The sequence below is a fragment of the Catenulispora acidiphila DSM 44928 genome, assembly GCF_000024025.1.
GTDB classification, from domain to species: domain Bacteria; phylum Actinomycetota; class Actinomycetes; order Streptomycetales; family Catenulisporaceae; genus Catenulispora; species Catenulispora acidiphila.
The window spans coordinates 1,476,088-1,496,359 of record NC_013131.1 but is presented as its reverse complement, the minus strand read 5'-3'; the positions used below and the strand labels follow the sequence as shown (position 1 = coordinate 1,496,359).

16 protein-coding genes and 1 pseudogene are annotated in these 20,272 nt (G+C 70.5%); 3 read left to right on the top strand and 14 right to left on the bottom strand.

What is annotated here, in order from left to right; translation table 11 throughout:
- Window positions 1-81 precede the first annotated feature (81 nt).
- From CACI_RS45185 to CACI_RS06520, 5 genes are all read right to left on the bottom strand, one after another.
- Window positions 82-1,593, bottom strand: a complete 1,512-nt coding sequence (locus tag CACI_RS45185; protein WP_012785534.1) for a serine/threonine-protein kinase — start codon at window positions 1,591-1,593, stop codon at window positions 82-84.
- A 52-nt stretch (window positions 1,594-1,645) separates the two neighbouring features.
- Window positions 1,646-2,488, bottom strand: coding sequence for a PhzF family phenazine biosynthesis protein (locus tag CACI_RS06535; protein ID WP_012785533.1), 843 nt, complete (start codon window positions 2,486-2,488; stop codon window positions 1,646-1,648).
- 83 nt (window positions 2,489-2,571) lie between these two features.
- Window positions 2,572-4,710, bottom strand: a complete 2,139-nt coding sequence (locus CACI_RS06530) for a putative bifunctional diguanylate cyclase/phosphodiesterase (RefSeq protein WP_012785532.1) — start codon at window positions 4,708-4,710, stop codon at window positions 2,572-2,574.
- 145 nt (window positions 4,711-4,855) lie between these two features.
- On the bottom strand, window positions 4,856-7,027 hold the full coding sequence (gene ligA / locus CACI_RS06525; protein WP_012785531.1) for an NAD-dependent DNA ligase LigA: 2,172 nt from the start codon (window positions 7,025-7,027) through the stop codon (window positions 4,856-4,858).
- Window positions 7,028-7,106: 79 nt separating this feature from the next.
- Complete coding sequence (locus CACI_RS06520; protein WP_012785530.1) at window positions 7,107-8,114, bottom strand: methionine synthase; 1,008 nt, start codon at window positions 8,112-8,114, stop codon at window positions 7,107-7,109.
- Window positions 8,115-8,352: 238 nt separating this feature from the next.
- Between CACI_RS06520 and CACI_RS06515 the strand changes: the two genes are divergently transcribed.
- Window positions 8,353-8,802: a hypothetical protein gene (locus CACI_RS06515; RefSeq protein WP_012785529.1), complete on the top strand. Its 450-nt coding sequence runs from the start codon at window positions 8,353-8,355 to the stop codon at window positions 8,800-8,802.
- A 50-nt stretch (window positions 8,803-8,852) separates the two neighbouring features.
- Here CACI_RS06515 and CACI_RS06510 read toward each other — a convergent pair.
- Window positions 8,853-9,359 (bottom strand): annotated as a pseudogene (locus CACI_RS06510) (NADPH-dependent FMN reductase); the annotation flags it as partial.
- Window positions 9,256-10,023, bottom strand: a complete 768-nt coding sequence (yczE, locus tag CACI_RS54090) for a membrane protein YczE (RefSeq protein ID WP_395994323.1) — start codon at window positions 10,021-10,023, stop codon at window positions 9,256-9,258. The pseudogene CACI_RS06510 and the gene yczE, both read right to left, overlap by 104 nt.
- An 84-nt stretch (window positions 10,024-10,107) precedes the next feature.
- Here yczE and CACI_RS06500 point away from each other — a divergent pair, with 84 nt between their 5' ends.
- Window positions 10,108-10,587 carry a MarR family winged helix-turn-helix transcriptional regulator gene (locus CACI_RS06500; protein ID WP_012785527.1) on the top strand — a complete coding sequence of 160 codons (480 nt, stop codon included), beginning with the start codon at window positions 10,108-10,110 and terminating at the stop codon, window positions 10,585-10,587.
- A 270-nt stretch (window positions 10,588-10,857) separates the two neighbouring features.
- On the opposite strand, the gene CACI_RS06495 is transcribed toward CACI_RS06500, so the two are convergent.
- Window positions 10,858-12,579 carry a penicillin-binding transpeptidase domain-containing protein gene (locus tag CACI_RS06495; protein WP_012785526.1) on the bottom strand — a complete coding sequence of 574 codons (1,722 nt, stop codon included), beginning with the start codon at window positions 12,577-12,579 and terminating at the stop codon, window positions 10,858-10,860.
- 131 nt (window positions 12,580-12,710) lie between these two features.
- Complete coding sequence (gene mnmA / locus CACI_RS06490) at window positions 12,711-13,787, bottom strand: tRNA 2-thiouridine(34) synthase MnmA (protein WP_012785525.1); 1,077 nt, start codon at window positions 13,785-13,787, stop codon at window positions 12,711-12,713.
- Between the two features lie 76 nt (window positions 13,788-13,863).
- On the opposite strand from mnmA, the gene CACI_RS06485 reads away from it, so the two are divergent.
- The gene (locus CACI_RS06485) at window positions 13,864-15,126 is read left to right on the top strand and encodes an NAD(P)/FAD-dependent oxidoreductase (protein ID WP_012785524.1); all 1,263 of its coding nucleotides are present in this window, start codon (window positions 13,864-13,866) and stop codon (window positions 15,124-15,126) included.
- A 64-nt stretch (window positions 15,127-15,190) separates the two neighbouring features.
- Here the strand turns inward: CACI_RS06485 and CACI_RS06480 are convergent, their stop codons facing one another.
- The 5 genes from CACI_RS06480 to CACI_RS06460 form a co-directional block, all read right to left on the bottom strand.
- The gene (locus CACI_RS06480) at window positions 15,191-15,757 is read right to left on the bottom strand and encodes a hypothetical protein (protein WP_012785523.1); all 567 of its coding nucleotides are present in this window, start codon (window positions 15,755-15,757) and stop codon (window positions 15,191-15,193) included.
- 102 nt (window positions 15,758-15,859) lie between these two features.
- Entirely contained in the window at window positions 15,860-16,327 is a 468-nt protein-coding gene (locus tag CACI_RS06475; RefSeq protein WP_012785522.1) for an SAM-dependent methyltransferase, read from the bottom strand.
- A gap of 12 nt (window positions 16,328-16,339) precedes the next feature.
- Window positions 16,340-17,512 carry a cysteine desulfurase family protein gene (locus CACI_RS06470; RefSeq protein ID WP_012785521.1) on the bottom strand — a complete coding sequence of 391 codons (1,173 nt, stop codon included), beginning with the start codon at window positions 17,510-17,512 and terminating at the stop codon, window positions 16,340-16,342.
- A 140-nt stretch (window positions 17,513-17,652) separates the two neighbouring features.
- Window positions 17,653-18,729: an SGNH/GDSL hydrolase family protein gene (locus tag CACI_RS06465; protein ID WP_012785520.1), complete on the bottom strand. Its 1,077-nt coding sequence runs from the start codon at window positions 18,727-18,729 to the stop codon at window positions 17,653-17,655.
- An 18-nt stretch (window positions 18,730-18,747) separates the two neighbouring features.
- Entirely contained in the window at window positions 18,748-20,172 is a 1,425-nt protein-coding gene (locus CACI_RS06460; RefSeq protein ID WP_041540095.1) for an MBOAT family O-acyltransferase, read from the bottom strand.
- Between the last annotated feature and the right edge of the window lie 100 nt (window positions 20,173-20,272).

Here is a 20,272-nt window from a genome sequence, read left to right as displayed (position 1 = left end):
GTGTGGACTCTGTCTGAATCGTTGACAGCGGTATCGGACAACCGTAGCCATCCTAGTCCGGGGGCGTCAGGTGACTTTCCGTCACGGGGCGGGGACGGCGCGGCGGAGGCGGCGGGCTCGGCGGGTCAGGATGTCGCGGACGATATAGAGGACAGGCAGGGCTATGAGGAACAGCCAGTAGAACCACGTGCCCACGGCGGGAGACCGGTGGTTGCTCCATTCCTCGCGCAGGGTCAACGTGTAGGGGAGGGTCGCGTCATCGTTACCCACCAGCTGGATCGCCTCCACGCCGACTCCCATGGCGATCACGATGTAGCCGAGTACGCGGACGGCCACGTGAGTGCGCGGAGTCAGCGCGGCCAGGAAGCCGAGTGCCGCCACGAGCGAGATCACCTCGATCACGCTGGCGGTGACGCGGCGCGGAGTGCCGCTGAACTCCGACACCAGCGCACCGGAGTGGAAGGTCTTCGCCAGCTCGGTGTTGTAGTAGCTGACCGTCGGCAGGGACACGGCTGCGATCGCGAGCACGGTCAGCGCTGCCGGGAAGATGATCCGCGTCGGGTCGGAGAAGATGCCGGTCGCGGGTGAGGCGGTTGGGTGATTGGTCGAGAGGTCGCTCGGGAGGTCGGTCCGGAGGTCGCCTCGGCGGGGAGTCGGAAGGTCGGTCGGCAGCGGTATCGAAGCCGACTGTGTCGGGATCGAGCCCACCACGTCGGCCACCGCAGTCGGGGCAGTCGGGGCGACACCTTCTGGAACCGGCGCTCCGTCCAGCGCCGCCGTCGCCTGCTCGATCGTGAAGCGCGCCGCCGGATCCTTCCGCAGCAACCCGGTCAGCAGACCGGCGAGCCGTCCCGCGTGCTGGGGCGCCGCCTGCTCCTCGAAGAGGACCGCGGTCAGCGACGCGACCGCCGAATCCCTGTGGAACGGCGGGATCCCCTCGACCGCCTGGTACAGCGTCGCACCGAGGGAGAAGAGGTCGGAGGCCGGCCGCGCGGCCTCGCCGCGGGCCCGTTCCGGGGCGATGTACTCCACCGAGCCGACGAACGTGCCGGTGGCGGTGATGCCCGGGTCCTCCTGCTGGACCGCGATGCCGAAGTCGGTGAGCAGGACGCCGCCGTCGTCGCCGAGCATGACGTTCGCGGGCTTCACGTCGCGGTGCACGATGCCCGCGGCGTGCGCGGCGCCGAGCGCCTTCAGCAGTGCCTTGGCGACCTCGGCCGCGCGTTCCTCGGACAGCGGGCCGTGCTCGGCGACGCGGTCCTCCAGCGACTGCCCCTCGATCAGCTGCATGACGGTCCAGGGCACGCCGTCCTGGACCACGACGTCGTAGACGGTGACGATGTGCGGGTGTCCGCGCAGGCGCGCGGCGTTGCGGGCCTCGCGTTCGGCGCGGCGCAGCCGTTCGTCCTGCGCGGCGGGGGCGAGAGCGGAGGGAAGGACGACCTCCTTGATCGCGACGTCCACGCCGAGCTGGGTGTCGTGGGCCCGCCACACCCGGCCGTAGCCGCCGGCGCCGAGGCGGCCCGCCAGCCGGTAGCGTCCCGCGATCAGCAGCTCCGGCTCGGCATGGCTCTCGGTCGCCCCGCTCGTCACAGCACCCCCTGGTTTTGGATCGGATTCCAAAAGACAGACTACGGGCCCTGCGTCACCCCGCCAGAGCGACCGCGGTACCGGATACCGAGATCCCGCCGTCCCCGGCGGGGATGCCGATGGTCAGCAGGCTCGGCCGTCCCATGTCCACACCCTGATGTACGGTCACGGTCGCGGGCACCGGGATCAGGTCCAGCTCCCGCAGGTAGCCGCCGAACGCCGCGGCGGCCGCGCCGGTCGCCGGGTCCTCGAAGACGCCGCCGACCGGGAAGGGGTTGCGGGCCTGGAAGACGTCGGGCGACTCGCGCCAGAGCAGGTCGATGGTCGTCCAGTCTTCGCGCAGCATCAGGGCGCGCAGGGCGTCCATGTCGTAGTCGAGTTCGGTGAGCCGGGAGCGGCTCGGCGTGGCGAGGATCGGGTGCCAGGCGCCGCCGAAAGCGACGCGGGGCGGCAGGGCGTCGTGCAGGTCGCTGGCGGTCCAGCCGAGGATGGCGAGCAGCTCGGCCAGCACCGGGCCGCGCAGGTCCTGGGACTTCGGCGGGACGCTGACCAAGGTGGCGGTCAGCTTGCCCGCGGTCCCGGCGGTGGTGTGGACCGGAACGGTGCCGGCGCGGGTGTTCAGAATCAGGTCGCCGGCGCCGTGGCGCTCAGCGTAGGCGACGGCGGTCGCGATGGTCGCGTGTCCGCAGAACGGGACCTCCGCGAGCGGACTGAAGTAGCGCACGTCCATGACGCGGTCCTGCTCGGTCGGCATCAAGAACGCGGTCTCGGAGTAGCCGACTTCCGCAGCTGCGGCAAGCATCGCGGCGTCATCGGTGCCGCGGGCGTCGAGGACCACACCGGCCGGATTGCCGCCGGCCGGATCAGAACTGAAGGCGGTGTAACGAAGGATCTCCACGCGCGTACGCTAGCCGCTCGGGAGCCCGGAAGGGCTCAGGCTCAAGCAGTCCCCGGGCAGACCAGAGTTTTGAGAAGCCGACCTCAGGCGGAGAGCTGGTCCGGCGTGGACGCGGGACCGGAGGACGTCGGCGCCGCCGAGGGCACCCGCAGCGCCAGCAGCGCGCAGATCTCGCCAGGGGGCAGGGCCTTGGAGACCAGCCAGCCTTGGGCTTCGTCGCAGCCGTAGTCGTCGAGGGTGGACCAGGTGGCGGAGTCCTCGACGCCCTCGGCGACGACGCGCAGTCCCAGGGAGTGCGCGAGGTCGATGGTCGAGCGGACGATGGCGGCGTCGTCGGCGTCGAAGCCGATGCCGCCGACGAAGGAGCGGTCGATCTTGATCTCGTCGAAGGGCAGGCGGCGCAGGGTCAGCAGGGAGGCGTAGCCGGTGCCGAAGTTGTCCAGGGAGAGCCGGATGCCGAGCTTGGACAAGCCGATCAGGGTCGCGCGGACGCTCTGGGCGTCGCCGACCAGGACGCGCTCGGCGACCTCCAGGCGGAGGGCTTCGGGGCGGACCCGGTGCTGCGCGAGCTTGCGCGCGACCATCTCCACGAAGCCGGCGGACTCGATGTCGCGCAGGGAGACGTTGACCGACAGCGGCACGCCGTAGCCGCTGCGCCACCACTGCGCGGCTTGGCGCAGTGAGACGTCGAGGATGTACTCGGTCAGGCGCGCCATCAGACCGCTGGATTCAGCGAGCTTCACGAAAGTTTCCGGCGGTATCGCGCCGCGCGCCTCGTGCCGCCAGCGGGCCAGCGCCTCGACGCCGACCACGCGGTCGTTCTGGAAGGAGGCCTGCGGCTGGTAGTGCACCTCGATCCGGCCGGCGTCCAGCGCCTCGCGCAGATCGCTGAGCAGGCCGAGCCGGTCCGGGCTGTTGCGGTCCTTGGCCGGGTCGTAGCGGACGTAGCCCTTCTTGCTCCGCTTGGCCTCGTACATCGCCACGTCCGCGTGCCGCAGCAGGACGTCGTAGTGCCGGGCGTCGTCGGGGTGCAGCGCGATGCCCAGGGAGGCCTCGACGTCGAGTTTGAAGCCGTGCAGCCGGTAGGGGACGGCGACCGCGTCCAGCAGGCGCTGCGCCAACTGCTGCGCCGCTTCCACGTCCGGCAGTCCCGGGAGCAGGACCGCGAACTCGTCGCCGCCGAGCCGGGCGACCATGTCCTCGGCGCGGACCGCCGCCGACAGCCGTTGCGCGACCTCGCGGATCAGCTCGTCGCCGGCGGCGTGGCCGAGGGTGTCGTTGACTTCCTTGAACCGGTCGAGGTCCAGCAGGAACAACCCGATCTTGCCCGGCGGGACGGCCACCGCGGCCGGGGCGCGGCCGGTGGAGTACAGCGAGGAGCGGCCGTCGTTCCCCGCGACCGTGTCGGTGCCGAGCATGGTCTCGGCCTGGCGGCGCAGGGCCTTGCGGTTGGGCAGGGCGGTCAGCGGGTCGTGCAGCGACTGCCACTCGCTCTCGTCGAAAGCCAGGGCACTGCGATAGAAGACCAGGAGCACCGGTATGAACAGCACGATGAGATACGGCTCGTGCCGCATCACCACCGTGATCAGCGGCGCCAGCACCACCGAGGCGCCGACCACCTGCAGCTCGACCCGCCACTCGCGGCAGGCTATGCCGCGCAGCGGCGCGCCGGTCCACAGCGCGACCGCCTGCCAGACCAGGAACAGGTTCACCACGAAGTAGGCGACGCCGGCCAGCAGGATCGCGGCCAGGTAGGTCACGCTCGGCGCCCACGGCCGGTCCGGGGTCGGGACCACGCCGAAACAGCGCAGCACCAGGCAGGCCGCGCCGAGGGACAGCGTGAACTGCGAGACGTTGAACAGCGTGCGCCACCACGTCTTGCGCCCGGCCGCCCCGCCCACCACGGAGGCCGCGGCCTGCACCATCGCCGCCAGCGGCCAGCCGGCGAGCATCAGCAGGGCAATGGTGAACACCGTGGTGGTGGCGGCCTCGCGGTTCGTGTGCTGCAACCGCATCAGGGGTCGCAGTTCCCCGAGGAAGACCAGACAGACGGTCATCAGCAAGGCCGGCAAGGACTGCGTGGTGGGCCCGGAACCACGCCAGTTCAAGATCAACAGCGCGGCCAGGAGGGTGACCCCGGCCGCGCCGACGGAAGCGACGAAGGCGTACAGACGTCCCGGATCGGCCTTCGGGCCGTAGTCCGGCTCGAATGGTCGGTGCATGGAGCGGGCCCTCCTGTACCGGTTTCGTCGGTGCGCGTCAGGCAAACAGGCTGACGCGGCCATATTGCCGTATCAGAACGTCGCCGACCAGAGACGGACCGTAAAGGTTTCGCCTTGGTCTTGACGCCGGGCCCAGGCGTTAGTGTCAGGCCTCTGCTTCCGTCACTGTATCGGCAGCGGCCTGGGGACCGTCCCCCAACAGGACCTTGAATCCCTCTTCGTCCAGCACCTTGACCCCGAGGCTCAACGCCTTGTCGTACTTGGTCCCCGGATTGTCCCCGACCACCACGAACGAGGTCTTCTTCGACACCGAACCGCTCACTTTGGCGCCCCGGCTGGTGAGTTCCTCGGCGGCACCATCCCGGGTGAATCCGGCCAATGTGCCCGTTACGACCACGCTCAATCCCTCAAGAGGCCTCGGCCCTTCCGGCTGCGACTCCACAACAGGCACCACCCCGGCCGCCTGCCACTTGCCGATGATGGCGCGGTGCCAGTCCACGGCGAACCACTCGACGATCGCGGTGGCGATGGTCGGGCCGATGCCGTTGGCGGCCTTGAGGTCCTCCTCGGTAGCGTTCGCCAGGGCGTCGAAGGACGGGAACTCGCGGGCCAGGACGCGGGCCGCGGTCGGGCCGACGTGCCGGATCGACAGCGAGACCAGGAAGCGCCACAGCGGCCGGTCGGTCTTCACCAGCTCCAGCTGCTGCAGCAGCAGTTCGGTGGTGGCGGTCGGGACGCTGGGCTTCTTCGGCGTGCCCTTGGTGAAGAAGTACGGCACCAGCTCGGTCTCGCCGGGTTTGGCGTCCGCGCCGCGCTTGGACTGGAGCATCTTGAGGTCGGCGAGGTCTTCGAGCTTCAGGCTCAGCAGATCGCCCTCGTCGTGCACCGGCGCGGTACCGGCGGCCGGCTGGGTCAGCGCGACCGCCGACTCATAGCCCAGCGCCTCGATGTCCAGGGCGTTGCGGCTGCCCATGAAGTCGATGCGCTCGCGGATCTGGCCGAGGCAGAACTGCGAGTTCGGGCAGCGCAGGTCGATGTCGCCTTCCTTCTGCGGCGCCAGCTTGGTCCCGCAGTCGGGGCAGTTCTCGGGCATCACGAACTCGCGCTCGGAGCCGTCGCGCAGGTCCTGGACCGCGCCGACGATCTCCGGGATGACGTCGCCGGCCTTGCGCAGGACCACGGTGTCGCCGATCAGCAGGCCCTTCTTCACCACGATCGCCTGGTTGTGCAGCGTGGCGTTCTGGACCGTCGAGCCGGCGACGGTGACCGGCTCCATCACCGCGTACGGCGTCACCCGGCCGGTCCGGCCGACCTGGACCCGGATGTCCAGCAGCTTGGTGGTGACCTCCTCCGGCGGGTACTTGAAGGCGATGGCCCAGCGCGGGGCGCGGGAGGTGCTGCCCAGGCGGCCCTGGATGGGCAGGGCGTCGACCTTGACCACGACGCCGTCGATCTCGTGCTCGACGTCGTGCCGGTGCTTGTTGTAGTAGTCGATGTACTTCTGGACGTCCTTCAGGGTCTTGACGACCTTGACCCGGTCGGAGGTCGGCAGACCCCAGGCCCGCAGCGCCTCGTAGGAGTGCGACTGCGAGGTCGGGGTGAAGCCCTTCCTGGCGCCGATGCCGTGCACCACCATCGACAGCGGCCGCTGCGCGGTGACGCGCGGGTCCTTCTGGCGCAGCGAGCCGGCCGCGGCGTTGCGCGCGTTGGCGTAGGAGCGGCCGGTCTCGGCGAGGATCTTCTCGTTCCACTCGTCGAACGCCTGGACCGCGAAGTAGACCTCGCCGCGGACCTCGACCAGCTCCGGGACCGGGAACTCATCGGTCCCGGTCAGGGTCTGCGGGATGGTCTGGATGGTCTTGGCGTTCGGCGTGATGTCCTCGCCGGTCCGGCCGTCGCCGCGGGTCAGGGCCCGGGTGAGCTTGCCCTTCTCGTAGAGCAGGTTGATCGCCAGGCCGTCGACCTTCAGCTCGCACAGCAGCTCCGGCAGCGCACCGAGGTCCTTCTCGATGCGGTCGGCCCAGGTCTGCAACTCCTCGGCGGTGAACGCGTTGTCCAGCGAGAGCATGCGCTCCAGGTGCGGGACCGAGGTGAACTCGGTCTCGTAGGCGCCGGCCACCTTCTGGGTCGGGGAGTCCGGGGTGCGCAGCTCCGGGTTGGCATCCTCTATCGCCTCGAGCTGCCGCAGCTTCACGTCGAAGTCGGCGTCGCTGATCGTCGGCGCGTCGAGCACGTAGTAGCGGTAGCGCGCGTTCTCGATCTCCTCGGCGAGGGCCGCGTGCTGCTGCGCCGGGGTAGCGGCGGTGGTCTCATCCATGGCGGACAACGCGTCACCTCACTGCTCGGGGTGCTTTTGACAGTCAGAATCTATCGGTCAGGACTGACAGTCCCGCAGTTCAGGAGGCTTTGTCCGCCAACGCGTCGGCGGTTCGGTGCGCCAGGACGAGCGCCTGGCGGGCCCACGGCGGGGTGGCGCCGGCCAGACCGCAGGTCGGGGTGATCGTCGTGGCCTCGGCCAGCTGCGCCGGCGAGAAGCCCAGCCGGGTCAGCGACAAGACCTTGTCCAGCAGCCGGGTGACCTCCGGCGCGCGGCCCGGGTCGGTCGCGGGCACCACGCCGAGCATCAGCCCGACGCCGGCCTCGATCGCCTCGCCGAGCTGCTCGTCGCGCGCGGTCTCGGTCTCGATCCGGCTCGCGTCGAAGGAGATGTGGCCGGCGCCGGCGTGGCGCAGCAGCTCGATCGGGACGTCGGGGGCGCAGCAGTGCACAGAGGTCTCGGCGCCGGCGTCGCGCGCGGCCTTGAGCACCCCGGCCAGCAGTTCGCGCGCCACGGGCTCCTCGACCGCGCGCAGCCTGCCGAAGCCGCTGGCGGTCGGCACGGTGCCCTTCAGGACGCCGGGCAGCGCCGGCTCGTCGAGCTGGAGCAGGAGGGTCGCGGCTCGGGGCACGCGCTTGCGCAACTCGGCGAGGTGCTCCTTCAGACCCTCGGTCAGGGACTCCGCGAGGTCGCGGACCGCGCCGAGGTCGGCGAGCATGCGGTCGCCGTATTTCAGCTCCAGGGTCGAGGCCAGGGTCCAGGGCCCGACGGCCTGCACCTTCAGGGTCTGGGTGAACTCCTGCGCGTTCTCCTCCAGGAAGTCCAGGTCCTGCCGCAGGAAGGACTCCGCGCGCCGGGCGTCGCGCCCGGGACGCTCGGTCAGCCGCCAGCCGCTCGGCTGGACCTCGGCGTGGAAGTCGACCAACAGCGCGGTGCCGCGGCCGATCATGTCGGCGCCCACGCCGCGCGCCGGGAGTTCGGGCAGGTGCGGCAGGTCCGGAAGTTCGTCGAAGACCAGACGGTGGGCCGCGCCGATGTCGGTGCCGGGCAGGGAGCCGATGCCGGTGGCGCGTGGGGGTCGGTGCATGGGACGAGCGTAGCCAAGGGGAAGCGGCGCGCGGCCGGTACCTGCTCGGCGGTGCGTTCCGGGCCTCCGGCGGCCCGGCCCGTCCCGCGGCGGGGGCGCGCACTGGGAGACATCACTCGGCAGGGTGTCGAATGCGCGAGCCGAGAGCCCAGGTCGCCGCTATTGTGACCAGCACCAGCCCTGTTCAGAGCCCGGCTCGCCGCCCGGTGACCGTCGTGACCTCCCTGGAGCCCGTCCCGTGCCGACTGTGTTCTTCGCCGCGAGCCCCGACGAACTGCGGGTGGTGGCGGCCGCGGCGGCGCGCGCCGACACCTCGGCCGTGCTGGCCGCCCTGGACACCGTGCCGGCCGGCGACCTGGACCCGGCCCAGCTGATCGATCTGGACCTGCTGGTGACCGGCACCGACCCCGCGGAGGTGCGGGAGACGGTGCTCACGCCGGCGCATGAGGGCCCTGACGACGCCGGCGGGACGGTGCTGCTGCCGGTGCGGCGGGCGCTGGGCTCGCGGCTGGCGCACCTGAGCGACCACGACGTGGACGCGCTCGCCGAGCGCTGGGCGGCTGCTGACGGAGCCGCGGACGGCGGGTGGGACGCCTATCGGTGCGGGCAGCTGATCCGGTCGCTGTCGTTGCTCGCGCTGTTGGCGGGGGCGGATCAGCGGGAGCTGTTCGTGCGGTTCGACAGCTGAGGTGGTTCTTACACTCTCGCTGCCATCTTCCCTTTCCCTTTCCGTTTCCCTTACGCGGCTGCGGGCTTGCGGAGCTGGCCGAGGGCTTCGGAATAGCGGCGCAGTTCCTCCAGCAGCGCGTGGACGCCGCGTTCCCTGCGCTCCCCCGGGATCAGCCGGCCGTCGGCGTCCTGCACCTCCCGCAGCGGCAGGGTGACGATGTCGGGCAGCGGTGTCATGCCGAGGGCGACGGCTACCTGCGTGATCATCTCGACCGCGCGCAGGCCCGCAGAGGACATGCCGTAGCTGACGAAGCCGACCGGCTTGGCGGCCCACTCGGCGTACAGGGAGTCCAGGGCGTTCTTCAGCGGCGCGGTGATCCCGCGGTTGTACTCGGCGGCGAGGATCAGGAAGGCGTCCGCGGCCTCGACGGTCTTGCTCCAGGCGCGGGTGTGCGCGTGGATGTAGGCGCCCTCAGAGGGATGATCCGGTTCGTCGAGGAACGGCAAGCCGATCTCGGCCAGGTCGGCGAGTTCGACCTCGAAGCCACCGTGCTCGCGGGCCAGGCCGAGGACCCAGTCGGCGACGGCGGTCCCGACGCGTCCGGGACGGGTCGTGCTGGTGATGACGAGCAAGCGGGGCATGGCGGTCTCCCGGGGGATTCAGAGTGAAGCGAGCGATGAAGAACTGCGCGAGCGGGCCTATGGCGGCGGCGAAGAGCACCGTGCCGACGCCGACGGTCCCGCCGAGCAGCCAGCCGGCGGCGAGCACCGCGACCTCGATACCGGTGCGGGTCAGCCGCAGCGAGCGGCCGGTCCGGGCGGCGAGGCCGGTCATCAGGCCGTCGCGGGGACCCGGGCCGAGCCCGGCGCCGACGTAGAGGCCGGTGGCGACGCCGTTCAGCGCGATGCCGCCGACCAGGAGCGCGGCGCGCGGCGCCAGGGCGTGCGGCGTCGGCAGGACGCCGAGCGTGGCGTCGGCGGCGAGGCCGACCACGACGACGTTCGCCGCCGTGCCGAACCCCGGCCGCTGCCGCAGCGGGATCCAGGCCAGCAGCACCAGCGCGCCGACGCCGATCACGACGTGCCCCAGCGGCAGACCGGTGTGCCGGGCCAGTCCCTGGTGCAGGACGTCCCACGACGCCAGGCCGAGCCCGGAGGCGACCATCAGCGCCGTGCTGGCGCCGAACAGGACGAGGCCGGCGAACAACTGGACCAGGCGCCGCGGCACAGATGCCGTCATGGCAGACCTCCTTTCGGTCGGTGACACGTCAACAAGCCTGCGCCATCATTGATGACATGTCAACAACAGCGCTAAACTGACCCCGTGACCGCGACCGAACCCCGCTGGCTGGACGACGAAGAGATGCGCGCCTGGCTGGCCTACCGCCGCATGCGCCTCCTCCTGAGCGCGGCGATCAACCGCGACCTGGCGCAGGAGGCGGGGCTGTCAGAAGCCGACTACGACGTCCTGTCCAACCTGACCGCCTCCGACGACCGCCGCCGCCTCAGCGAACTCGCCACCCGCATGCAGTGGTCCAAGAGCCGCCTCTCGCACCACATCACGCGCATGGAACAACGCGGCCTGGTCCGCCGCGAGGAGGTCGACGGCGACGCCCGCGGCTCCCTGGTGGTCCTGACCCCCCACGGCCGCCGCACCATCGAGCGGGCCGCACCCGGCCACGTCGCCTCCGTGCGCCGCCACCTGATCGACCGGCTGAGCGAGGAGCAGATCAGGGTGCTGGGCGAGATCGGCGAGCTGGTGCTGGATCCGCTGGAGGCGGAGGGCTCGGTCGCGGACGGGTGATGGGGCGGGGGCGGCGACACTGCTCGGGGCAGCGCGGCAGCCGGGCAGCCGGGCAGCGGGGCAGCAAGGCAGCGCGGCATCCAGGCAGCGATGAGGTGCTGCGATCAGCTCGGCTCCGGATGGCCGACCGATGTGGCTCGGCGCATCAGGACGCAGCGCGCAATCAGCTCAGGTAGAACCGGCGCGAAACGCTGATGCCCCAGGCAGCCGAAGCAACCCAGGGCATCAACGAGTACTGCGATCAGCTCAGCCGAGGCCGGCCAGCCGTGCTCAGCTCAAGCCGGCCGCCTTCATCATCGCGGCGATGGCCGGGCCGGCGGCGGAGTTGCCGAAGCCGGCGTTGAGGACGAGGGCGGAGACCGCTATGTCGTGCTGGGGGTCCATGGCGATCATCCAGGAGTCGGTCTTGTCGGTGCTGTTGGGTTCGGCCGAGCCGGTCTTGGCGCCGAGGGTCGGGGCGATGCCGGCCAGGGAGGTCGCGGTGCCGTTGGTGATCACGCCGCGCATCATGGTCTGGAGGTTGGCGTCCACGGTCGCGGGGAGGGGCTGGGCCTTGGCCGGCGCCTGGTAGCCGGGGATCAGGATCGGCTGGTGGAACTGGCCGGTGGCGACGGTCGCGGCGACCGAGGCCATGGTCAGCGGGCACATCGTGATCTTGCCCTGGCCGAAGGCCGAGGCGGCGAGCAGGCTGTGCGTGTCGGCGGCCGGGACCTGCTGGCTGCCGCCGGTGCAGTAGGTCGCCGAGCCGACGCCCATGTCCCAGGGCTGGTCCATGCCGTAGTAGTCGTGGGCGGTCTTGGACAGGCTGTCCAGCCCCAGGTTGCGGCCGATCGTGGCGTTCACGAACGAGGTGTTGCAGGACTGCTCGTAGGCGCTGAGCAGGTTCGCGCCGGTGAAGCCGTTCGCGAGGCCCTCGTCGTTGTGGTAGACCTCGGTGCCCACCTTGGCGGTCGGGGTGCAGTCCGCGCCGTCGGTCAGCTTCATGCCGCCGAGCATCAGCGCGGTCGCGGTGACCGTCTTGAACGTCGAGCCCGGCGCGCGGGTGGCCGTGTAGGCCATCTTCACGTTGCTCTTGTTGTTGGTCGCGATGGCCAGGATCTCGCCGGTCGAGGGCTTGATCACCACCATGCCGGAGTTCGGGTACGGCTTGAGGGCGTTCTCCGCCGCGGTCTGGATCTTGGAGTCGATCGTCGAGGCCAGCTGCAGCCCGCTGGTCGCGTTCGGCGCGCCGAGCTGGACGGTGTTCGAGCCGGGGATCTGGGTGCCGGTGTTGTTGTCGACGAACTGGATCTGCAGCGAGGGCTCGGTCCCGTTCTGCGGCTTGGCGACCGCCAGCTTGGTCACGATGCTGGCGATGCTCGGGTGGTCCGTCCCGGACAGCGGCGCGCCGGAGCGGTCGGCGACCGGCACCGAGGGCGGAACCGCCTTCAGGTTCGAGGCCGCGCTCAGCTGCGGGTTGATGATCGCCGAGGCGAAGTGCACCAGCGCCGGGCCGTTCCCGGTCGGCGGCAGCACCGACATCGTGGAGTTGTAGGACCACGTCAGACCGTCGTCGAAGGTGTCGGTGACGGCGAAGCCGTAATGCACCGCGTTCGCCAGCGGGTTCGGCGTGGCCGGGCTGCTCGGCGCGCCCGGCGTCGCCGAGCCGGACGCGGAGGAGGAGCCGGCGGCCGAGCTGGGCGCGTTCTCCTGCGAGCCCAGCTTCAGCACGATGGACTTGGGCGCCAGCGACTCCATGACCTGCTTCAGCCGCGGCCCGGCCTTGTCCGGCAGGTCCGTCATGGACCCGGCCTTGGTGTAGTCGCCGGACTGCCAGGCCGCCAGGAACGCGGCGGCGACCGTGTCGGTCGGGCTGGCGCCTTCGGAAGTGGCCGCCGAGGTACCGCCGCTCGCCGCCGGCTTCGACTTGGAGCCGCCGGAGCAGCCCGCGGTGACCACCGCGAGCGAAGTGGCGACCGCGGCTATCGCCAGGAGCGTACGTCGTGAACCCATCGGGGTCCCTCCCCTTGAACGTCGGATCGGGTTTTTCAGCCTACGACCCTAACCGACGCACGTGAGCGTGGTTTGGTTGGCTGGTACACGATGAGGTCTACGCCACTATCTCCCCGCTACCTCTCACCGCATCACCGCGAGGTCTGCGCCACCGTGGCGGATCCGATCACCCGAGTCCCGTCATAAAGCACTGCGGCCTGCCCCGGAGCCAGGCCACGGACCGGCTCGTGCAGCACGACATCAATCGAATCCGGACCGCTGCGCTCAGCCGTCGCGGGCACCGGCTCGCCGTGCGCACGCAATTGAGCGTGACACTCGATCCGACCAATGAACTCCGGTCCGCACCACCGCAACTTGATCCCGGACAGCCCGGTGACGTCCAACTCCTCGGCGGTCCCGACCGTCACCGTGTTGGTGACCGGCGAGATGTCGAGCACATAGCGCGGCCGACCATCGCCGGCCGGGTCGCCGATCCGCAGACCGCGGCGCTGGCCGATGGTGAATCCCCAGGCGCCGTCGTGCTCGCCGACCCGCCGCCCCTCGCTGTCCACGATCGGACCGGAGCTGGTGCCCAGCGTCTTGGCGAGATAGGCCTTGGTGTCCCCGTCGGGGATGAAGCAGACGTCGTGGCTGTCGGGCTTCTTGGCGACGTACAGACCGCGCTCGGCCGCCTCGGCGCGCACCGCGGGCTTGGTGTCGTCGCCGAGCGGGAACAGCGAGTGCGCCAGCTGGTCGGCGTCCAGGACGCCCAGGACGTAGGACTGGTCCTTCGCCGGGTCGGCGGCGCGGTGCAGCTCCGGGCCGTGCGGGCCGTCGAGCAGGCGCGCGTAGTGGCCGGTGGCGACCACGTCGAAGCCCAGCGCCCGCGCCTTGTCCAGGACCGCCGCGAACTTGATCTTCTCGTTGCAGCGCAGGCACGGATTCGGGGTGCGGCCGGCCTGGTACTCGGCGACGAAGTCGTCGATCACGTCCTCGTGGAAGCGGTCGGACATGTCCCAGATGTAGAAGGGGATGCCGAGCATGTCCGCGGCGCGCCGGGCGTCGTGGGAGTCCTCGATCGTGCAGCAGCCGCGCGCGCCGTCGCGCAGGGCTTGGCGGTTCCGGGACAACGCCAGATGGACGCCGGTCACCTCGTGACCCGCATCCCTCACCCGGGCGGCAGCCACCGCCGAGTCGACACCACCGGACATCGCCGCCAAGACACGCATGCCTCAAGGGTACGTGCAATGGTTGACTGTGAGGTGGGTCATATCGCGGGGGCAGCTACCACGAGTGGAGGACGCCGTGAGCGGCGCTCAGGACACGGACAGCATGGTCATCGTCGGCGCGAGCCTGGCGGGCGCCAAGGCCGCGCAAGCGCTGCGTGAGGACGGCTGGGACGGACCGATCGAGCTGGTCGGCGCCGAATACGACCTGCCCTACGAGCGTCCGCCGCTGTCCAAGGGCTTCTTGCAGGGCAAGGAGGAGCGGGACAAGGTCTTCGTGCACGAGTCCGGCTCCTGGTACGTGGAGAACCAGGTCGGGCTGCGCCTGGGCCGGACCGCGGCGGCGATCGACCGCGAGCGGCACGTGGTCCGCCTCGACGACGGCACCGAACTCCCCTACGGCAAGCTGCTGCTGGCGACCGGCTCCTCCCCGCGCCGGCTCAGCGTCCCCGGCGGCGACGCGAAGAACCTGTCCTACTTCCGCACCCTGGAGGACAGCCAGCGCACCAAGGACCAGCTGATCCCCGGCTCCCGGCTGACGATCGTGGGCGCCGGCTGGATCGGTCTGGAGATCGCGGCGGCGGCGCGCGAGAAGGACGTCGAGGTGACGGTGCTGGAGGCGCTGGAGCAGCCGCTGCTGCGGGCGCTCGGTCCCGAGGTCGGCGCGAAGTTCGCCGAGCTGCACCGCGCGCACGACGTGGACCTGCGCCTGGGCGTCGGCGTGGACTCCTTCACTTTGCAGGACGTGGACGGCGTGGAGCAGGCCACCCGGGTCCGGCTCGCCGACGGCACCGAGATCGAGGCGGACCACATCCTGGTGGCGGTCGGCGCCGCGCCGAACACCGCTCTGGCCGAGGCCGCCGGGCTGGAGGTCGACAACGGGGTCGTGGTCGACGCCACACTGCGCTCCTCGGACCCGGACGTCTTCGCCGCCGGCGACGTCGCCAGCGCCTGGCACCCCTTCTACGAAGAGGCGATCCGGGTCGAGCACTGGGCCAACGCGCTGAACCAGCCGAAGGTCGCCGCGGCCTCGATGATGGGGGTCACCGACCTGAAGTACGACCGGCTGCCCTACTTCTTCACCGACCAGTACGACCTCGGCATGGAGTACGTCGGGCACATCCCGTCTTCGGGCTACGACGAGGTGGTGTTCCGCGGCGACCCGGGATCCGGGGCGTACATGGCGTTCTGGCTGGCCGGCGGCAAGGTGCTGGCCGGGATGAACGTCAACGTCTGGGACGTGGTCGACGAGGTGCGGAACCTGATCCTGGGCCGCAAGGCGGTCGATCTGACGCGGCTGCGGAACGCGGCGGTGCCGTTGGCCGAGGTGGCGGCTTCCTGAGGCGGAACCGACCCCATCAGTACTGGAATTCCAGTACTGATTGCGTGCTGCCGGCTCAGTACGCTCAGTACTCCAGGTCGCCCTCTTTGATGCACACGTTCAGGTACGTGATGTTGGTGGTGCTCAGGTTGGAGAGGATCCCGTGCGGGTCCATCTTCCACTGCTTGCCGCGCACCCCGAGCTTGGACCAGATCCCCTCGGCCCACCAGCCGTTCTCGCTGTCGGCCGCGCGGATCTGGTCGGCCAGGCCGTAGTCGCGCAGGTCGAGCAGGTTGTTGGTGTTCTCCCACGGGCACCACAGCGACCCGGTGCTCAGCCGCACGCCGGAGGAGATGACGTCCGTCGTGGTGTACACGCACACCTCGTTGGTGCTGCACCCGGCGAAGTCGTCGGCCACGGCGCTGCCCGGCACGGTCGCCGGCTTGTAGGTCAGCGTCACGTCTTCCTTGGCGTAGAAGATCGAGTCCCCGTCCACCACGCCGCCCGGTTTGCGGGCGAGCTGCGCGGTGATCGAGGCCTGCACCCAGCTCTGCCCGGCCTCCTCGGACGCGGAGGCGGGACAGGCGGCCAGCGACGGGAAGGACAGCAGCACACCCGCGATGAGCGCGAGCAACGAACGCCTGCGAAGCATGATGCCTCATTCGTCATCGACATGACCGGACAAGGAATCAGAGTTCTGTTTTAGTGGCCCGGCTGTCAATGCACTGTCCTAAAACGGACATGAGCGCACGTCTCAGTCGCGGAAGTAGTCCGCCATCATCGCGCTCACCCACGCCGGCTGGCGGACGTCCACGGCCTGGAACTCGGCCATCACCGGCTTCAGATCCAGGACCGGCGTGCCGGAGACCGCGTCCAGACCCACCACGGTCAGCTCGCGCCCGCGGACCGACTCCACGGCGCAGGACGTCACGCCGATGCGGTTCGGCCGGCGCGGACCGCGGCCGGCGAAGATCCCGACCGGCGGCAGGTCGGCGCGTCCGCGGTAGGGCGCGGGCTCGCGGTAGTCCTCGCGCTCGGCGAGCTGGTCGAAGACGAACAGGACCTCCACGTGCGAGAAGCCCTCCAGTCCTTGCAGGCACGCCTCGCCGAAGCGCTCGTCGACGACGATGGTGCTGCGGACGGCGCCCCAGTTGTCCGAGTTCTGAACGTCCGTCCGGTCGTTGCGGACCGTGCCGATCGGGGTGACCTCGAAGCTCGTCATGCCCCGGTTCTATCAGCTCAGCCCGGCTGCCCGCGCCCGCGCGACCACCGGCCCGATCGCCTCCGCCAGCGCGTCCACGTCAGCCTTCGTCGAGGTGTGCCCGAGGGAGAAGCGCAGCGATCCGCGCGCCGGCTCGCCGTCGACGCCCATCGCCAGCAGGACGTGGCTGGGCTGCGCGACGCCGGCCGAGCACGCCGAGCCGGTCGAGCACTCCACGCCGCGGGCGTCCAGCAGCATCAGCAGCGAGTCGCCCTCGCAGCCGGGGAAGGTCATGTTCGCGATGCCGGGCAGGCCGGTGCCGGCGCCGCGGTCGCCGTTCACGACCGCGTCCGGGATCTCGGCCTGGACCCGGGCGACCAGCTCGTCGCGCAGCGCGGTCAGGGTCTCGGCTTTGGCCTCGCGGTCCTTCACCGTCTCCACCACCGCGGCGGCGAAGCCGGCGATGGCCGGGGTGTCCAGGGTTCCGGAGCGGACGTCGCGCTCCTGGCCGCCGCCGTGCAGCACCGGGACCGCCTGGGTCTTGCGGCCCAGGAGCAGCGCGCCGACGCCGATCGGACCGCCGATCTTGTGGGCGGTGAAGGTCATCGCTGACAGGCCGCTGGCGCTCCAGTCCACGTCCAGCGCACCGACCGCCTGCACGGCGTCGGAGTGCATCGGGATGCCGAACTCGTGGGCGACCCCGGCCAGTTCCTTGACCGGCTGGACCGTGCCGACCTCGTTGTTCGCCCACATCACCGTGGCCAGCGCCACCGAGTCCGGGTCGCGCTCGATCGCGGCGCGCAGCGCGTCGGGCTGCACCCGCCCGAGGCTGTCCACCGGCAGCCAGTCGATCTCGGCGCCCTCGTGCTCCTCGAGCCAGCTCAGCGGGTCCAGGACCGCGTGGTGCTCGATCCTGGGCGCCAGCACCCGGCGGCGGCGGGGGTCGGCGTCGCGGCGGGCCCAGTACAGGCCCTTGACCGCCAGGTTGTCGCTCTCGGTGCCGCCGGAGGTGAAGACGACCTCCGAGGGCCGGGCGCCCAGCGCCTCCGCGATCTGCTCGCGGGACTCCTCCACCACGCGCCGCGCGGCGCGGCCGGCGGCGTGCAGGGAGTTGGCGTTGCCCGTCACGCCCAGCCGTGCCGTCATCGCGTCGACGGCGGCCGGGAGCATGGGGGTCGTCGCGGCGTGATCCAGATATACGGCCATGATTAGCTGCGATTCTAAGGGCTGGGGGAACTGCGGCGGTGATCGGCCCGCCACCGTCCGGCCTTCGGGGTTCGCCCGGAGGTCGGAAAGGCACGCGGAAGTGGTCGGCCTGTTACCGCCGCCCGTAAGCGCTAAGGCGGTCAGCCCAGTGTGTATTCCCCCAGCAGCGAGGCCAGGATGATCCGCGCCGGGAAGACCGAGCCCGGGAAGCTGAAGTGGATGCCGTCGTGCTGGCGCGCCAGGATCCGGTTCCCGGCGGCGTCGGTCAGGTAGTCCGTGTAGCGGCCGTGGTCGGAGGTCGGTCCGGCGACGTCCACATAGCGCAGCCCGGGGACGTTCGGCACGGCCGCGCGCACCGCGTCGTTGATGCGCGCGAAGATGTGGATCCAGGGCGCCGAGCGCGGGACCGGCGGGCCGACCCAGTAGACGCGGCGTTGCGGGTCGCCGGCGATGAAGTCGCGGGTGACGGCCTCCACCCGGCGCGAGTACTCCTCGTCCCAGGCGTTCGACCCGACGTCGGCGCCGCGCAGCGGCCAGCCGTCGTTCGCGCCGAGGACCATGACCACCACGTCCGGGTCGAAGGCGACGGCGTCCTGCGCCGCCTCGTCCGACCAGTCGAAGACCGACGGCTGGGTCAGCCCGGTGCCGTTGCGGGCCTGCACGCGCACCTTCGCCGGGAGGTGCTCGGAGGCGACCAGGCGCGCCAGTTGCTGGCCGTCGAAGTCCGAGAGCGAGTCGCCGGTGACCAGGACGCGCAGCGGGTCGGCGGCGGTGGCGTGGCGGACCGCGGCGCCGACCGGGGCGAGGCGGGGCTCGGGGTCGCCTGCGGGGACGGGAGCGGCGGCGGGACCGCCTGGACCTTCGGGCACGGTCGGCGCGGACGGTGTTCCCGAAGGCGGCGGCTCGGCGACCGGCTGCTGCCGGTCGGCGTCCTGCTCCAGACGGGTCCGGTGACCGTCGTCGGTGAGGCCGTCGCGGTGGCCGAGCATGGCGTCCAGCGAGGTGCGCGGGCGGTTCAGGTCCAGGGCGCCGGCGATGCTGTCCAGGGGACGCGCGATGTCCAGCAGGAGATCGCGGGTCGGTCCGGGCGCCATGCCGAGCCCGGCGCGCACGACGCCGGCGGTGTTCAGCAGCAGCGCGGTGATCAGGGCGATGCGGATCACCCGACCCGCCTGGCGCGCGGTCGTGACGGGTTCGCGCTCGTTCTCCTCGGACACTGCTCGCTTCCTTCGCGCCTAGAACCGGAAGTAGATGAACGGCGCCACGCCCTGTCCCCCGCTCACCGCGGCGATCACCAGAAGCAGCGCCCCGAGCGACACGCCCTGCGCGTAGACCGGGAGGGTGACGAACGCAGTACGCAGACGTGCGCCGGTCCCCCTAGGCAGCCACTGCACGGCCAGCGCGGCGGCGATGATCAGGACGACCGTCGGGGTGACGATGCCGGTGCCCGGTCCGTCGGCGAAGAGCCGCCCGAGGACAGCGAACGCGGTATTCAGATCCGGGGCGCGGAAGAAGACCCACGCAAGGCAGACCACGTGGAACGTCACGATGCGCGCCACTGCGGTCTTCACAGGCTGGGGAACCCTTGCGGGGATACCAGTAGGGAAACGCATAGCGTTCGCGACGGAGGGCCACGCACGTTCCACCGCCAAGCCGGCGCCGTGGATGCCGCCCCAGATGACGAACGTCCACGCCGCGCCGTGCCACAAACCGCCGAGGAGCATGGTGAGCATCAGGTTGCGGTACGTCTTAAAGCTCCCTCCGCGGTTTCCTCCTAAGGGGATGTAGAGGTAGTCGCGGAGCCAGCGGGACAGCGTCATATGCCAGCGTCGCCAGAAGTCCTGGAGGGAGCGCGCGGTATAGGGGCGGTCGAAGTTGTCGGGGAAGCGGAAGCCCAGCAGCAGCGCCAGACCGATCGCCATATCGGTGTAGGCGGAGAAGTCGCAGTAGATCTGGACCGCGTACCCATAGATCGCCATCAGCGTTTCAGTGCCGTTGTGCGCCTGCGGCGTGCCGAACACCGGCTCGACCAGCTTCGTGCCGATCATGTCGGCCACGACCATCTTCTTCACCAGACCGCCGGCGATCAGCCCGAAAGCGCGACCGGCCGGGATGCTGTTCGGGTCGCGCGGGCTGGACAGCTGCGGGACGAACTCCGCCGCGCGGACGATCGGTCCGGCGACGAGGTGCGGGAAGAAGGACGCGTAGATGGCGTAGTCGAGCGGCTTGGCCAGCGGGGTGCGTCCGCGGTGGACGTCCACGACGTAGGAGATCGCCTGGAAGGTGTAGAAGGACACACCGACAGGCAGGACCAGATGGAGCAGCCCTAGGGAGAGTCCCAGAGAGCTGCTGATGGAGTCGCTGAAGAAGTCCAGATATTTGAAGACGCCTAGCGTGCCGAGGTCCAGGGTGATCGCGGTGATCAGCGCCGCCTTGCGGATTCTCGCGGAGGACCGGCGGGCAATGACTGTGGCGGCGGTTTGGTTGACCACTGTCGAGCCCGCAAGGAGTAATACGTAGTGCCAGTCCGCAGCCGCGTAGAAGTAGTACGACGCGGCGAGGATGAACGGCCGCCACAAGCGCTGCCGAGGCATCAAGGCCCAGGACAGCGGCAGCACGACGGCGAAGAACAGCGCGAACTGCACGGTGGGGAAGATCAAGGCGGCTGTTCCGGGAGGCAGGTTTCGTCAGGAAGGGTCGCATAACCAACGAAACAGAACACGAACGGTCACGGTCTTCCCAGCGATCGAGATCGCTCTT